Here is a 15257-nt window from a genome sequence, read left to right on the forward strand (position 1 = left end):
CTTACCCTACCGAATTAACCCAGGGAAAGCCGCCCGCGTGTAAACCTTGGACGGAAACTTCTTGTCGTAGAGCACCGACACCTGAGCGGTTCCGGTGATCGTGGTGGCGTTGACCTTCACGCGCTTGATAATGAAGGGTATGGGGCCATAGGCCGGCTCCGAGGGGTCCTCGCTGGTGTACTGCCGGAAGATCGCCACCAGGTGCGCGTCGTACTCCATCGCCGCCTCAAGCGCGGCGGTGAAGCCCCGGTCCACATTGTCGATGGTGATCTCGCAGCTCGGCACCTGCCCTTCCTGATAGGTCGGAAAGGCAGCACCGAAAGCGCCCGGCGAGAACACCACCGTTTCCCCGGCGTCGAAGGTGGCGCCGGCCTCGATCCCGAAGGATTGCTGCCGAACGTCGTTGACGACCCGCGCGGGCACCTCTTCCTCTTCGTCGTTCTGGATTGCCGGGTGCTGGAGCTCCAGCGTGTCATAGATCAGCACGCTGGGCGGGCAGGCGGCCACAGCCTCTTCCCATGCGGGGGTCCAGGGGTCGGGCATCAGTAATATTCTTCCGGGATCCACTCGTCAGGCAGGACATCGACCAGCATGGCTTTCTCGGCCTCTGTCAGCAGCGCGTCATAGGCCTCCTGAGAGAGCCCGATCTGCGCCTCAAGCGGAGTGGTGGGAATTGTCAGAGCCGCGCGCCCATCCAACGGATGAGGAACCCATGACCAGAGAGAGGTCGTGCTGTCCGGAAGATAGCCACAATCGAGCCATGCCTGCTCGCTGCGCGCCTGCGCGGCCGCCACTGTGTCGAAGATGAGGAACGTCACGACATCACCCCTTGAAGAGCCGTGTCCAGCGCCGCGACATCAAGCGCCGAGCGGGAAAGGACCATGCAGGAGATAGGCCCGGTCAGCGGAGAGCCTCCATTGGGCGATGCGCCGATCCGGTCGAAAACTTGTCCGTAGCTATCGAGCGATGGAGTGGTGGTGCCGAGCGAGGCCGTCGTGGTCGTGCCGTCAATGGCGAAATCCACGTTGCCGGCCGTGAACCGGGCGCGGCCAATCATTCTAGCCCAAGTGCCCGCTGTATAAGACCGAGAGGCAAGCGGCGGGTTATCGGCGTCATTGGCGGAAGCGGAGAAACGTGCCGACGTGCCGACGATGCAGAGCAGGCCGAGACGGTACCAACTGATATTTGGCGCCGCGCGGCTTGCCGTGAAGAATGCGCCGGATGCGCCTGGGGCGGTAGAAGCCCCCGCGAGGGCTACCGTGACGTTGCTGGCGTTCCGCGCAAAGCCGGCCGTTTCCGGGCTGTAGCTCTGGGTACCGGAGAAGACCAGCATGGGCTTTTCGTTCGGGCCTACGTCGAGCACGCCGGCATTGTAGATGCGGGCCTGCGACGGCCCTGACGCCTGCACCCAACGCCGGCCGTTCCCACTCTGGTCGTACCACCGGGTGACATAGCCACTCCCCGAACCGCAATGAGCCGTGATTTCGTCGGTGCTGATCCAACGATCAGGACCAAATCCGATATCCGCCTCAAGCCCATCGCTGGAGCGGCGCACACGGGCGCAGGGGCTTCCGACATAGGACGACAGCAGCAGCTTGAGGCCACTGGCCGAATAGAGGTCAGCGGCAAAGGCATCGAGCACCGCCGCTGCGATCGTGTAATCCTCGGCCGCGCTCCAGACCCCATTCCCGTGCCTGACTCGGACAGAATAGGTGCCGGGCGACAGGTCGGAGCCGTCTATTTCAAAGGCGCCATCCGTCGCGACTGCGGCGCTGCGCACCACGCCGTCAATCTCGACATCCACCGTCCAGCCGGCGATGCCAGTGCCAAGGATGAAATAGTCGAACAGCGTGATTTCAGGCAGCGGCACCATGTCGGACGGGAAGACCAAAAGGGAGAAAGAGACCTGCGTCTCAATGCCGACGGCGGAATAGGAGATGCCGCCTGCACCGCCGACGATCTGCACAACCCGCGTCTGATAGGTCGCGCCGGTGGTAGGAACCGGCATCAGGAACCGCGCGGCGCCGCTGGAAATGTCCAACAGGAAATCGTCCCAGGTAGCCATCTCGGCTTCGCTGAAGCTCCGGCCCCATTGCATGGTGCCGACATCGTCGGCCGGCCGGCGGCGTTGCCGAGTGTCGCCGCCTTCCATCTCGGTGACCAGAGCTTCGCGGCCGGGCGTATTGCCCCACTGGTCACGCCAGGGCCGGTATGGCAGCGCAAGCGGCCATTCGAAATAGGTCATCAGGCGGTGCCCCTGCGCAGGCCGGGATAGTTGGTCTCCAGCGTCCGCGCGGCGCGCCCGCGCGCCTGGAACTGGTCAACCATAGCCGTCTCGACCATGCGTTCGATCGTGAGCTTGAGGTTCACCTCGCCATTGGCGCCGGTCGATTTCTCGACACCCACCTTGGCACCGGCGTTGTTGACCACCTGGACATTGACCTGAGAACCGCCGCCAGCGGCCGACATCGATGCCATGGCCTTCATGGCGCCAAACACGTCCTGCGTCGGGCTCACCTGCGCGCCCTTGGGCAGGTTCACCAGTTCCGGGCCGTGCTCGCCGACGATGGACAGGCCACCGCGCCAGTTGTCGTTGCCGGCGGCGTTCCCCGGGATTGCGCCCATGATGCCGGTCACCAGCGAGCCGAGAATGCCCCCCGGAGCCCCGTTGGTGCCCGTCGTGCCGAACAGGCCGGCCAACGGGCCGGTGCCGAGCAGCGCCGCCTGCAGTGCCATTTCCAGCAGCTTGTCGGTCAGGTCGGTGATGACATCACCGAACTCCTTGCCGCCGCTGATCAGGCCGGAGAAGGCATCGTAGCCGAGTTGGGCGAAGCCGTTGGCGGCGTCGTTGAAGGCATCCTGCCGCTTCTGCAGATCCTCATAGCCTTGGGCTGCCACCGCCGCCCGGTCGGCATAGGCCTCAATCTCGGCATTGAGCTCTGCCGTGACATCCTTGCCCGCGCGCTGGGCATTGGTCAGGAGTTCCTGCCGAACCCGCAGCCGCTCCACCTCGCCAGCCGAAAGCCCGAAGGCCTCGGTCTGGAGCTCGATGTCGCGGACATAGTCGTCCACCTGCTGCTTGCTGCGCTCATAGGCGCGATCCAGCTGCTTCTGCCGGTTCTCGGCGTCGCGCGCCGCTTCGGCCGACGTCTTCTGCGCCTGCTCCAGATCGTAGAGCTTGTTGGCCTGCTCCTCGATCTCCCGGATTTTTGCGGGGTCCGCGCCGCGGTTCTGATCGAGATAGCGGCCGACGAACTGCGCGCGCGGATCGCCAACCCGCGAGATCTCCCGGTCAAGGCCCTCCAGGGTGTCGACAGCGCGCTGTGCATTGCGCAGCTTAAGCAGTTCCTGCTGCGCCTCGGTCGCCTTGCCGGCCAGTTGCGCCACCGTGGCCGCGGCCTTTTCCATCGCCTGTTCGAGGCTGAGCCCCGCGTCGACATTGCGGATGATCTCATTGGCGAGATCGCGAAGGGCCGGCGAGCTGTTGCCCAGCCTCGCCACTTCCTCGGCGAAGCCGCGAACATCGGTCTGGCCGTCGCGAAATTTCTCGATGATCTCAGCAAAGGCCTGATATTTTGGCAGGATATCATCCGACATGACACCGGTGAAATTCCCCATCGGGTCATAGACCGGGCCGGAGGTGAACCCTTCCGCGAAGGTGCGCTTGAAGTCGTCGAGGCGCCTCTGGAGCTTTTCGAGTTGGTCCGTCGCCTGAAGCGTCAGGATTTCCTTGCTGCGCTCGGAAAAATTCCCGGCCGCCGTCTCGGCGTTGTTGTAGGCGTCCGTGACCAGACCGATGGTCTTGGAGCTTCGCTCCATCAGCTCTTCGAGCGTCTCGGTCTCTCCGCTCAGAGCCTGGAAGGCCGCATAGGCGGCATACCCGCCGATCACCAAGCCCCCGAGCGCCAGCGTCGTCGGGTTGATCAGTGCGAGAAGCCCCTGCCCTACTCCCGAGAGGATCTCGGTGAGGCCGCGCTTGCCCATGATCTGGCTGATCTGCGAACCCTGCTGGGTCATTACCAGGAACGGCGACTGCCCGCCGGCAAGCGAGACGCCGATGTCCTGCAGCTGTGCCGTGAGGTTCGATACCTCGTGCGTCGCCAGCTTGGTCGACGTCGCCGTCTGGTTGATGATCGCCGGCGCCTGGCCCAGGCTCGACATCAGCGAGTTTGCGCGCTCGTTGGCGTTCTGCCTGGCGGAAAACGCCGCGCTGGCGCTGCCGAGCCCGGAGAGAGCGGCTGAGGCCTTCTGCTCGGCGTTGAGCCGGCGCTGCGCAGCGGTCAGTTCATCCGCCGCACCAGCGGAGCGCGAAAACCGCGCCGCGATCTTCTCCTGCTCCGCGGCGAGTTGATCGGAGTTGATGATGTTCTGCTTGAACGCCAGGTCGAGGACAGAGAGAGCCTTTTCCATGCGGTTCTGCGCGGCATAGGCGGTATCGTAGCCCAGCCGCTGGCGATGCAGCGCCTGCTCGGCGCTCAGCAGGGACCGGGTCGCGGAATCCGTGACCGTCGCGGCACGCCCAGTCGCCGTCGCGACTTCCCCCTGCGCAGCCGCAAGCTGGTTCACCTCATTGGTGACCTGCTGCACGCCTTCGGACTTCGCCTGGAGCGTAAGCCGGCGGATTTCTTCGACAGAGGCCATGGGCTTGGATCCTTAGACGGCGCCGCCAGCGCCTTCCCGCTTCCGGTTTATCTGTTCCAGAAACGCGCTATCCATCGCCCGTATGAGCGATGTGAAGCGGTCAAACTCGTCGATGCCGTCGATGCCGTAGCGTATCGCGTACCGATCGACGGACGAGAACTGGATAGGCCCGACGCCACCGAACCCGATCTGCCGGTCGGTGGAAAGGGCCCAGAAGGCATTCCACACCGGCAGCAGGTTTTCGGTTAGCGCCGGCTTGCTGCGCATGAATGGCAAATCTGTCACCTTGCCCTTATGCGCGGCGAGGATGCGCTTTTCGTGAGGCCCCCACTCCAGATTCCAGTTGAGGGCCTCGTTCAGTTTTTTGCGTCGAGCTCCAGATCCTCGACACCCTGAGAGGCGACGATCTGGGCGGCAAACCCCACAGCATTGCGCAGCACCCGGCCGATATCAGGATCGTTCAGCAGATCACGCGCCTTGTCCTCCGAGAAGGGCAGCGCCTTGCCGCTTTCTTCCTCGATGTTCCAGTCGACGAGAATGGTCCGCACCGCCACCTCGACGCTGATGCGCTGGTCGTTCTCCGGCGAAAGCGGCTTGCGCTCGTCCTTCGGCAGTTCGTTGATCAGCGAAGTCCGCAGGCGGATGGCATCGGAATTGAACGCCCCGCGGACCTTGAGCGCGAGATCGTCGAGGCCGTCGATCGGGAGATTGCGCACCCAGGCGCCAGCCTCGGCTTTCGCGACTCCGCTGCGTATCTTGGAGAGCTTCATGGGGTCCTCAGTTCGGCAGATACCAGATGCGCGTCACCGAGGCGGTGTAGCCCTTGGTGGCATCGCGGATGGCCTGGAAGGTGGCGGGGAGCATCACGTCTTGGTTCTTCCCCGGCACGGTCGGCGCGCCGGCGGAAAGCTTGATGCTGGGAAAGTCAAAAACGAGCTTTTCGCGATTGCCGTCGGAACGCCCGACGCGCAGATCGAACGAGGTCAGGGTGTTGTTGAGGATCTTCGTCAGCACCGAAGCGTCCGAGAAATAGCTCTCCAGCGTGCCGGTGACGTTGAACTCGCCATTGCCCACGCCCACCGCCGCGACGGAACCCACCGCAGTCTGGCGGCGCAGATTGTTGCCGTAGTTGATCGCCGCGCGCATCACATAGTTGGCGCCGGTGATGGCCGAGCCATCGAAGCCGATGCGGCCGACATTGGAAGAGGAGTTCATCACGAACTTGGTCGGCGCAGCGACATCCGAGGCGCCGGAGGCGCGCGTCGTCGTGCTGGTGCCATTGGCGCCGATATAGCTCTTGTTGAGCGTGACGATAGCCTGGGCCGGCGCCTCGATCGCCAGCGTGTCGAGGATTTGTCCGGTCAGGTATTCATAGGTGACAGGCGAGTGGTCGAGATACTGGCGCTCGAAGGTGCTGGAGCGCTTGGTCGTGCCGTTGATCAGGAAGTCGCCGAAATAGAGCTGGATCGTCTTGCTGGTGCCGGCATCGGCCGCCCAGCCGGTAGGGACGATGTCGAACGAGAGCCGGTTGGCCGAGATGGCGGAGATTCGCGCCCAGTCATTGTTCGCCGCCGTGGTGGCGAAGAAGGTATTGATGGCCACGCCGCCGATCTTGATCCATTCGCCGACATTGAGGCTCAGGGTCGTGAAATCCAGCGAGGTGGAGGTCAGGGCATTGCCGCCCGTCACGGTGGCGACGATGTCGCCCGAGGCGCCCTGATAGCCCACCGCCCGCAGCACCGCCGCGCCAGGGGGCACGGCTTCGTCCACCAGGCCTGGGGACGACGGAGCAATCACTGCCGTCGCATTCGTGCTGGCCTGCGCGATGAAGACGCCGTTATTGGCGCTCTGGCCGAAGCCCTCAGCGAGGATGATGTGGTTGGGCAGGAAGGCCGCGCCGGTGACCACCGTATAGGTGTCGCTCGACGCCGCGACCGCGGTGATGACGCTGTCCGCCGTGCCGTTGTTGTCACGGGTGGGCTTGGTCGCCCACGTGCCCTGCAGCGCCTCTTCCAGATCGTCATCGACCGACTTGAACGACAGCTCGCCGCCGATGGGGCCGCCTGAGGTGATGCCGGTCAGGATCAGATCGGTGACCTGCCGGTCGGAACGGATTTCGTTGGAGATCACCGTGTTCGGATTAGCCGCGAGGCCAGAGGAGGTCTGGCGAACCTCCTTGAACACGGGGCTGGTGGGCGTCACGCCGAAGGTGCTTTCGCGGACCTTCGACAGCTTGACCCGGTTAGTCGACTGAAGTTCGGCCATCGAAAGGGCTCCTGTCAGGCGTGGAGGTCGAAGTGGTATTCAACGGCGCTGGAGAGCATCCAGTAGCCGCCATCGTCGTTTCGGTCGTCGAGAACGCCCCCGGAGGGCGCCCAGGTGGTCACGTGGTCGAACTGCTTTCCGCGGAACAGCGCGCGGAGTTCGTCGAGCCAGACGGAATATTCGTCGACACCGGCTCCGATCGGGATGGAGAGCACGAGGCGGATCACGCCGGCTTCGCGGAACACGTTGTTCCCTGGCGCGCCGACGGTCTTCTGTTCCTCGGTCGCGACGGGGTACTGCACCGAGAGGAAGGCGTCCTTGTCGGCCGGCGCCGTCATCCCCTCATTGGCGTAGAAGACCGGACACCGGGTCCAATTGGCATCGAGCCGCGCGCGAACGGCGGCCATGACAGCAGCGCAGGCCATGGCTACCTCAGCGTGATCACGACGGCCGGCTGACGGGTCAGCCACTCGAAGCGCTTGTCGCCCGGCCGGTTTCGGCTGTTCTGGCTCGCGCGCATGTTGGTGGTCTTGGCCCAGTCGCCGATGGAGCCCGCCGGCAGGGAGCGGTAGCCAAAGCGCACCCGCGCCACATTGGAAAAGCGCCGGCTGGCGAGCGTCGCTACCGCCTCATAGACGCCATCGGGCGCCATTGGAGACTGGCCGCGCTCGATCTTCCGGGCATAGGGCTGAGCATTCACGAAGGAGTATTCCTGCGCCTCCGGCAGCGTGGCGCCGGGCTCCACCTCAACCCCGTCGGCAAAGAACAGGTGAGATTCCTGATACCGGCCGGACAGGACCGGGGAATGTTGCATCAGCGTGAGGCCGATCCACTCGAACAGGTCGTTGAGCAGATCGAACTCGAAAACGATGGTGCCGTCGGGCTTGACCGTTTCCAGCGCCGCGCCGCGCCGCCCGTCGACGAAAGTCTCATGCGTGGGCACCTGCCCCGTCGCGCGCCGGTTGACCTCCTGGGCTTCCACCAGCGCCTCGCGGGCATAGGCTGCGAACTGCCGGGACCGGTCGGCATCGTCGCCCACCAGCCGCAGAACGATGTCGCGGTCGATGGTCTCGACCTTGGCGGACACGCGCATCACAAACCCACGCGTTCCGGCGCCAGCGCCTTCATGGTTGCCGGCGCGTCATCGCGAATTCCGACCACAACGGCGCCATGCAGCGTCTGCAATGTGAAATTATCCCCGTCGTGCACCAGGCTCCCTTCTTCCCTGAGGTACAACGTCACTGTGCCCGCTTCTTCGTCGGCGGTGACGACATCTCTCATGCGCTTGCCATCAAGCGATATTGTCGCCCATCGCGCCCAAAGCACACCGAACCCGGCATCGGTCTCGTCAACAGAGATTCTCATCAGCCGCGTACCTGGAGCTCTATGCGGACAAGCTGCCCGTCCATGTAGAAGGGCGTTGCCGCCAGGATGTTGCGCGCCCGGCCGGCGACGATCAGGTTGTCAGTCTTCACCGGCACCCGCCCGTCCGTCCCGTCCACCGGGGTTCCGCCCCAGGAGGCGGCGATAATCTGGGTGGGCGAGAGGATCGCGCGGCTGTCGCCCTGGATGATGCCGCCGACCAACTCCTCCGGTAGATAGGCATCCAGCCGCACGCGCACCGTGACGTCGGAGGCCGTGCGGCTGGGCCCGGTGCCGACATAGCGGCGCAGCGTGGCATTCTGGCCATGCAGGCGGAGCTGGCGATCGAGAGCAACAAGCGCGGCGGTAGGAGTCACGACACCCAGACCGTGCGATAGGGATCAAGCATAGCCTGCACGGCCGGCGAGAAGGCGCTGCCGCTTCCCGCTGCGCCGAAGCCGCCGATCCAGAATTCCTGCTCGCCCATACCGTCGACCTTGTCGCGCTTGAGGAGAGGATCTCGGTTCTTGGCGCTCCACTGTTCCTGAACTGCCTGCATCGCGGCCAAGGCGAGATCGTCAGGAACCGCGGAGAAGCCTGCTTGGTAGCTCACGACGACAACCGCCGGGCACCAGAGGCCGTACCGACCATCGTAAAGCCGCCGGGTCATGCCCGCCGCAGCAGCGAGCTCATAGTCGGACGCCGCGGCAGCGACGCCGTCGATGGTGAGCGAAGACACGGACGCGACAAACCGGCGAGCAAGGATCAGGGCTGACACACTGGAGGACAGCCGGAACGTCTGAGAAACCGTCTCGCGCTTCAGCGTCGGAATGTGAACCCCGTCACTGGTCACAGCGCATTCCTGCGCGATGCGATCAGCAACAGCCAGGCCGAGGCTCTCCAGAGCCCCATCCCGTGAGACGTCCCCTGCTTCGAGGCCTGCTGCCTCCCGAAGCTGCTCGATGGTGAGCAGCTTGCGGTCTTCCGCAGGGACGGTGACGGTGAACATCGATCAGATTTCCACGCGCCGGGCGAGCTCAGCTTCGATGATGGCCTCCGCCGCATCGGTGTTATCGACCTCGTCGCCGCTAATTTCGCGCGCAAGCTTCTTCTTCGTCGCATGGTGGAGGGAGTGCCAGTCCGCCGGGATATCGACAGGCGGAGCGTCTTCCTTACCCCCGGCCGTCGCGCCAGCCAGCTTCACATAGCCCTCATCGGTGAGGCCCTTCAGCAGGTCGAGCCGCACCCTGTCGGGCGTGCCGGCAACGAGCTGGCGAATCTTGATGCCATCGTCCGAAACCGGGACGTTCCGAAGCACTTCAACGTCAACCATTTCGAGCATGGATCCCCCCTCAGTACAGCGCGACCATATTGGTCGCCGTGGTTCCAGATACCCGCACGGCTTTGGCGCGGATCGGCAGCACAGTTCCGGCGGGAACGCCGGGGATCGTAACGGCACCCGCATCATTCTCGGCGACGATGGCGACATCGCCTGCGCCTCCGACCCACAGCGCCTTACAGACCCCGCCGGGGAGATCGTCTGTCGCGTGAGGCGAGACAGCCGCGAGGCTGCGCGCCGGCGTGCTGGGTGAACTCGGTTCAGCCATCTGTCTGTCTCCGGCCTTAGTTCTTCACCAGGGGGTTGGGGTGGCGGCTGTGGTCATAGCGCCGCTCGATCTCATCGGCTGACGGGGCGGATTCCTTGGGGGTGAACCGCACGCGCGCCGGACCGTCGCCGCCGCCTTCAAATTCGAGGTCGAGCGTGTCGTAGCCATAGATGCGCTCGTGGTCGGGAGCGCAGGCATCCATGAGCGACGTTCCTTCGGGAAAGCCAATCTCAATGCCGCGCGCCTTCGCGATGCCGAGGTGAAACTCGACACAGGCGCGGCCCTTCTCGGCAAGGTGGCTGTTGGCATAGGTGAAGTCGAAGCCGAAGAGCCCAATCTTCTTGACGCCGATGTGGACGGCATAGGCCACGGCATAAGCGGCCGTGCTGTTGAAGTAGGCCATGCCGCAGCTGTTCAGCACATCCTCAAGCGGATAGGCGACGAGGCCGGGGTAATCCGGGTGGGGTCGGCTGGTGTAGACCGGGCCCGTGTGAACCTTCAGCCACTTGAGCATTTGAGCGATGTTGCTATCGGGGCGCGCAGCCGCGCGCACTTCCTGAACTCGCACATCGTCCATGTGAAAGATGCGATCGCACTGGATGACATCGCCCACGGCGTTGATGCCCCACACCTCGTCGCAGAAGGCCCGACGTCCGCCAAGACGCTTCGCGATGTCGACATAGGCCTCAAGCGACGGGCCGAGACCGAGGATCACGACGTGGTTCGGAATTTTCATCATGCCATCCAGAAGGAAGCGAGGCGCGCCGGGCGATGCCGGCGCGCTTGAGCCGGCCTGCGATCAGGAAGCCGGCTTGCTGGCCGCCTGCTGGGTGGCGATGGCGGAAACGACGGTGGCGGCGGTGACGGTCGACTTGACGCTGACCTGGCAGTACCGTTTGCCTCCCTTATAGGCGACCTTCTTGGTGACGTTCTTGGTCGCTCCAGAGGTGCGGGCGCCGGTGCCGGGTGACGCCGCAGCCTCGGTGCCGATCAGGTCGATATCGGCGACGGACGTCAGAGCGCCGGTGACATCACCTTCCTTCACCGTAACGGTGTAGACCGCATTGGTGGCGGTGATCTCGCCATAGCTGAGAGCGAACAGAACCGGGCCGAGATAGCCCTTGCGATCGATGACCTTGCCGGTCTGGCCGGTGCCGGTGGTGCCGATGGCGACGGGCTTGATCGCCGTCCGCACATTCAAGCCGCTGTAATTGTCGTCCATGATGAAATCCCTTCATCCGGATTGAAAGGGAAGCCCGGGCAGCGCCGGGCTTCGGTTGTTCGGATGCGGCAAGCCGCCGATCAGTGCGGCGTCAGGAAGTCGCGCACTTCAGCTTGCGGATGGCCTCGGCCAGTACGACCTTGCCGCCGACACGGCGGCGGAAGATGAAGCGGATCGCGCCGCTGGTCGCCTGGGTATAGGGATCGCGCAGCATCTCCATGGCGATGCGGTCCACCATGGTGTAGCCGCGACGGAAGTCGCCATAGGCGATCGGATAGGTGCCGGCGCCCTCGGACGGCATGTCCGGGAACTCGACATAGGGATCGCCGTCGATCGTATTCGGGCGGCCCTGCGCGATGCCGGGCATCCAGATGTAATTGTTCTCGCCGTCCTTCAGCTTGCGAACCGAGCCCATGGTGGTGCGGTTCATGATCCAGGTCGCATTGCGCGCATAGGCCGTCTTCAGCCCATACTTGAGCGTCAGCAGCCCGTTCGCCTGCCCCGTGCCATCGGCGATGGTCGCCGCCGAGCCGGAGACATTCTCGCCAACGCCAGCGTTGACCAGGATGCCTTCCATTTCGCCGACACCGGTGCCGGACACAAACTCCGCGCCTTCCTTGACCGCGAACTGCTCGGCCGCTTCCTCGCGGATCTCCGCCTCCATGTCGAACGCGGTGTCCTCGAGCATCTGATTGGTGATGTCGATGAGCGCGTACATCTCCGGAGCCTGGAGTTCCTCCAGCCCATAGGCGAGGCCGGTGGTCTCGGACTTCGGACCCGTTTCATGGGTGCGGCGAGCCGCAAACTGACCGGTCCGCTTCGGGATCTGGATCGACTTCGAAGCGGTATTGCGAATGCGCGCCAGCGCCCGGGCCGGGCTGAGTTCAGTGACGCCCTTGATGATCTCGCGAACATATTCCGTCGGGGCGAGATAGCCGCCAGCGGTGTCGGTGCCGACGTTCAGGGCCTTCGCTTCGGCGGCGATGTCCGACAGCACCTTCTGCTCTTCCTTCGACAGGTTCACGACGCCAACCGCGTTCGCCTGAACGACGGCGTGGGCCCAGTCATTGGCGACGGTCTTCCAGCCATCCTCGCCATGCGCGCCGGGCTGGAGGTTCTTCGGCAGGCGGCTGAGCATCACCTCGATGCGGTCCGACGCCTCCTTGGCTGCCTTCGCCTGATCAGTCGCCGTGGTGATCTGCTGGTTCAGGCCTTCATACTGCTGGAGGGTCTGCTCGATCTTGCCGAGTTTTTCGACAGTGACCGGGTCGGCAACGCCCTTCTTTTCCAGTTGGGCGAGCCGCTCGTCATTCGTCTTCTTGAACTCGTCGAAGGCCGACATGAGCGGCGTGACGGCTGCCTTCACTTCATCGGCGAGGGCCGGAGCCGCCGCCGAGGCGATCAGAAGGTGGTTGACGTCGAAATTGGACATGGCGGCGTGGATCAGGCCGACATGCGGAACTGTGTCCAGCGCGAACGAGAGAACGGCAGCGAGCGCAAGCGCGCCCACCACCGCCAGGATGGTGAACTTCTTCATGATGTCCTCGGAGTTGGATGGAGCTCAGTTGCCCCGGATGCGTTTCACAGCGTCCTCGACGAACGCTTTGAGGGCTTCTCCGTCCTCATCCCGAGGTTCCGGTCGTGCCTTGAATCCGCCGGCGGCGATCGCCTTGGCGGCCGAATGCGAGAAGTCGCCTACATCCCGCAGGAACTCCTCGAAATCCCGAATGGTCTTGATCTGATCAGCGAAGCTCTCGCCATCGTCTCCCGCCATCTTGGCGCTGTAGACGCGCGCCAGCACGTTCGACGGATCATCTACCAGCGACACTTCCCGCAGGAGTGCCGACTTGATGTAGCGCAGCGGTTCGCCTGCCCGGCCCGAGCCTTTGCGAGAACCCGACGGCGGCACCCGATAGCCGATCGACAGGCCCTTCAGAGCACCTTCGCGCAACTGCGCATATGTCCACTTGCCCTGCTCGGTATCGAGCCCGACCAGCCTGCCCTTGACGTGCAGTCCGTTGGCATCTTCGGACATAGCCTCCCAGACGCCGATTGGCTCCTGCCGATTGCCGGTCATGGCGCCGTGCATCTTGTACATCGGCGGCAGGCTGCGGCCCGACCGTTCGCGGTCCAGCAGCGACTTGGCAAAAGCGCCCGGCTCGATCACGTCGCCATGGCTGTCGATGTTGCCGAAGACGGCGCCATAGCCCTCGAAGCTGCCGACGGGCGCTTCGTCGGACGCAAACTTGATCTCGAAGGGAACGCCGACCAGGCCGAGCTCCATGATGGTCTCCTCACGGGTCAAGTTCTTCGAAGCGTTCAGGGCCAAAGACGAGCTTGCCCTGGTACGCCTCGACAGATGACAGATCGACGCCCGAAGCGTCATAAGTGATAGTGATGTGGGGCTGGAAATCGGGCTGGTCGTGGGTAGCGCCAGCTTCGATGATCTGCTCGTGCCGCCATTCCAGTTCCGCCGACACGAATTTGAGCGCCACCGCAGCGCCGCGCGCAGAACTCATTGCCTCGACGAGCCTCGGCCCGCCGGGCGGGATGATGATCTCGCCATTGTCGTTCGGGTTCCAGCTGCGCTGGATGGACATCCAGTCGATTGCAACCTTGCTGTAGACCAGCGTGACGTGAAGGTCTTCCGCCGCCACGGTGCTCTTGAATCCCTGAGATCGCGCCCAGCGGATGAATTCCGCCCCGTTCTTCAAGGAGCGGCTCACATAAAGCGAGCGCGGCGTGCTGGACTTCATTTCCGGCTTCGCGGGGGGCGCGGCCTCGGCATTCACAGGTGCCATCGTCGCCGGCTGCCAGACCTGATCCATGTCAGGATCCTCGTCCGGGTTCCAACCGTCATCCTCGCGCACTTCGTTCGGCCTCAGCCACCCGGGCGACGAATTGGTGCCGAGGGCAGCCTTGTAATACTCGGTGCGAGCCTGGAGCGAACCGCGGAGTAGCTCGCTCGTGTCGACCCGGGAGAAATAGCCCTCGCGGCGCTCGTCCCGCGTCAACAGCTGCGCGTCGATCGCCGCCGTCATGTTCTTGATCCACGGCTGCAGCGTGTAGCGCACATGCGCTTCGAGGAAGGCGTCGGCGCTGGCGAAGGTCGGCGACTGGTCGCCGGCATGCCCCAGCATGATGGGAAAGACGCCAAGGAATCGTGCGATCTCCTCGATCTGATGCTTCCGGGTCGCGAGATGCTCGGCATCCACGCCTGACATGCGGAGCTGCGCCCATTTGAGCCCGCCTGTCAGCACCGCTGGCTTGGACGAATTTTCCGTGCCGGCGTAGGCCTGCGTCCACTGTTCGCGCAGCACTTCAAGCTGCGCCTTGTCGAACTTCTGCTCGGTCGAGAGGACACCGCTGGGTCGCGCGCCGTTCTTGTGCAGCCGCGCATGCGTCTCTTCCGTCACCTGCGACAGGCCGATGGCCTCCCGTCCTACCAGCGCAGGGTCAATGCCCTTGTGAAGCTGCCAGCTCGGGCCGCGCAGGTGGAACACGTCTTTTGCGCGCAGGCGGACGAAGGTCCCCTTCTCGAAAGTGCAGTCATAGGTGATCTCGCTCAGGAAAGGGTCGAGATCAATGGTGACGTTCTCGGGCCGGAACGGCAGCAGCTCCTTAAGCTGGCCGTTCACCTCCACCCGGTAGGATACCGAATTTCCGGCCCCCACCGCGTGCATCATGATCGTGCGAAAGAAGGTCGGGGCGTCCTGTATTCCGCTCGCCTGGTACCGCAGCATGTCATAGAGCGGGTGGTCGGTAGCCGGCTCGGCGCCGCGCCCGTTGGGCAGGCGTCGATAGAGTTCGACCGGCAGCTGCGCCACGCCATCGGCGATGACCAGCACGCCGCGATAGAAGGCCGACTGACCAAGCGCCGAGCTGAACGACACGTCCGCGCCCGATTTGGTCGGTACGCCCCACCCGCCGTTGATTGCCGCCCACACCTCGGGGGAGAAATCAACCGACTTCGTCTCGTCGCCTCGCAGCAGAGACCGCAGGATGCCGCTCACTTGCGCGCACCCAGCAAAGCGATCGCGAGCGCCATAAGACCACCAACGATGATGCCGGCCGGCATGTAGATCATCCCGCAGCCCACGATGACCGCGATCGCGCCAGCGGCCCCGATGAGGTCATAGGCGGTTTGCGTGTTCAGCATG

At 64.2% G+C, this 15257-nt stretch carries 20 protein-coding genes; all 20 read right to left on the reverse strand.

Annotated features, from left to right (window positions below; all coding sequences use genetic code 11):
• Positions 1 to 6: 6 nt before the first annotated feature.
• The gene (locus AAC979_RS08805) at positions 7 to 543 is read right to left on the reverse strand and encodes a DUF1833 family protein (protein WP_371346461.1); all 537 of its coding nucleotides are present in this window, start codon (positions 541 to 543) and stop codon (positions 7 to 9) included.
• Complete coding sequence (locus AAC979_RS08810) at positions 543 to 818, reverse strand: hypothetical protein (RefSeq protein WP_371346462.1); 276 nt, start codon at positions 816 to 818, stop codon at positions 543 to 545. Before AAC979_RS08810 ends, AAC979_RS08805 begins: the two co-directional genes overlap by 1 nt.
• The gene (locus tag AAC979_RS08815) at positions 815 to 2245 is read right to left on the reverse strand and encodes a hypothetical protein (RefSeq protein ID WP_371346463.1); all 1431 of its coding nucleotides are present in this window, start codon (positions 2243 to 2245) and stop codon (positions 815 to 817) included. The genes AAC979_RS08810 and AAC979_RS08815 overlap by 4 nt, the downstream gene beginning before the upstream one ends.
• On the reverse strand, positions 2245 to 4641 hold the full coding sequence (locus AAC979_RS08820) for a phage tail length tape measure family protein (RefSeq protein ID WP_371346464.1): 2397 nt from the start codon (positions 4639 to 4641) through the stop codon (positions 2245 to 2247). The genes AAC979_RS08815 and AAC979_RS08820 overlap by 1 nt, the downstream gene beginning before the upstream one ends.
• A gap of 12 nt (positions 4642 to 4653) precedes the next feature.
• A complete protein-coding gene (locus tag AAC979_RS08825; RefSeq protein WP_371346465.1) occupies positions 4654 to 4908 on the reverse strand; it encodes a hypothetical protein in 255 nt (84 codons plus the stop codon).
• An 89-nt stretch (positions 4909 to 4997) separates the two neighbouring features.
• Positions 4998 to 5411: a hypothetical protein gene (locus tag AAC979_RS08830; protein WP_371346466.1), complete on the reverse strand. Its 414-nt coding sequence runs from the start codon at positions 5409 to 5411 to the stop codon at positions 4998 to 5000.
• Between the two features lie 7 nt (positions 5412 to 5418).
• Positions 5419 to 6906, reverse strand: a complete 1488-nt coding sequence (locus tag AAC979_RS08835) for a phage tail tube protein (RefSeq protein WP_371346467.1) — start codon at positions 6904 to 6906, stop codon at positions 5419 to 5421.
• Between the two features lie 14 nt (positions 6907 to 6920).
• Entirely contained in the window at positions 6921 to 7331 is a 411-nt protein-coding gene (locus AAC979_RS08840) for a phage tail terminator-like protein (RefSeq protein ID WP_371346468.1), read from the reverse strand.
• 2 nt (positions 7332 to 7333) lie between these two features.
• On the reverse strand, positions 7334 to 7999 hold the full coding sequence (locus AAC979_RS08845) for a hypothetical protein (RefSeq protein WP_371346469.1): 666 nt from the start codon (positions 7997 to 7999) through the stop codon (positions 7334 to 7336).
• Entirely contained in the window at positions 7999 to 8271 is a 273-nt protein-coding gene (locus AAC979_RS08850) for a hypothetical protein (RefSeq protein ID WP_371346470.1), read from the reverse strand. The genes AAC979_RS08845 and AAC979_RS08850 overlap by 1 nt, the downstream gene beginning before the upstream one ends.
• Positions 8271 to 8645 (reverse strand): hypothetical protein, encoded by a 375-nt coding sequence (locus tag AAC979_RS08855; RefSeq protein ID WP_371346471.1) that lies wholly within the window; start codon positions 8643 to 8645, stop codon positions 8271 to 8273. The genes AAC979_RS08850 and AAC979_RS08855 overlap by 1 nt, the downstream gene beginning before the upstream one ends.
• Complete coding sequence (locus AAC979_RS08860; protein WP_371346472.1) at positions 8642 to 9277, reverse strand: hypothetical protein; 636 nt, start codon at positions 9275 to 9277, stop codon at positions 8642 to 8644. Before AAC979_RS08860 ends, AAC979_RS08855 begins: the two co-directional genes overlap by 4 nt.
• A gap of 3 nt (positions 9278 to 9280) precedes the next feature.
• A complete protein-coding gene (locus AAC979_RS08865; protein ID WP_371346473.1) occupies positions 9281 to 9610 on the reverse strand; it encodes a hypothetical protein in 330 nt (109 codons plus the stop codon).
• A 10-nt stretch (positions 9611 to 9620) separates the two neighbouring features.
• The gene (locus AAC979_RS08870) at positions 9621 to 9875 is read right to left on the reverse strand and encodes a hypothetical protein (RefSeq protein ID WP_371346474.1); all 255 of its coding nucleotides are present in this window, start codon (positions 9873 to 9875) and stop codon (positions 9621 to 9623) included.
• A 16-nt stretch (positions 9876 to 9891) separates the two neighbouring features.
• Positions 9892 to 10611 (reverse strand): hypothetical protein, encoded by a 720-nt coding sequence (locus AAC979_RS08875; protein WP_371346475.1) that lies wholly within the window; start codon positions 10609 to 10611, stop codon positions 9892 to 9894.
• A 63-nt stretch (positions 10612 to 10674) separates the two neighbouring features.
• The gene (locus tag AAC979_RS08880; protein ID WP_371346476.1) at positions 10675 to 11097 is read right to left on the reverse strand and encodes a hypothetical protein; all 423 of its coding nucleotides are present in this window, start codon (positions 11095 to 11097) and stop codon (positions 10675 to 10677) included.
• A gap of 91 nt (positions 11098 to 11188) precedes the next feature.
• Positions 11189 to 12634: a phage major capsid protein gene (locus AAC979_RS08885; protein WP_371346477.1), complete on the reverse strand. Its 1446-nt coding sequence runs from the start codon at positions 12632 to 12634 to the stop codon at positions 11189 to 11191.
• 24 nt (positions 12635 to 12658) lie between these two features.
• On the reverse strand, positions 12659 to 13381 hold the full coding sequence (locus AAC979_RS08890; protein WP_371346478.1) for an HK97 family phage prohead protease: 723 nt from the start codon (positions 13379 to 13381) through the stop codon (positions 12659 to 12661).
• 10 nt (positions 13382 to 13391) lie between these two features.
• The gene (locus AAC979_RS08895; RefSeq protein WP_371346479.1) at positions 13392 to 15110 is read right to left on the reverse strand and encodes a phage portal protein; all 1719 of its coding nucleotides are present in this window, start codon (positions 15108 to 15110) and stop codon (positions 13392 to 13394) included.
• Positions 15107 to 15256: a hypothetical protein gene (locus AAC979_RS08900; RefSeq protein ID WP_371346480.1), complete on the reverse strand. Its 150-nt coding sequence runs from the start codon at positions 15254 to 15256 to the stop codon at positions 15107 to 15109. The genes AAC979_RS08895 and AAC979_RS08900 overlap by 4 nt, the downstream gene beginning before the upstream one ends.
• Position 15257 lies beyond the last annotated feature (1 nt).

This window comes from Ancylobacter sp. IITR112 (assembly GCF_041415945.1).
Lineage (GTDB): Bacteria > Pseudomonadota > Alphaproteobacteria > Rhizobiales > Xanthobacteraceae > Ancylobacter.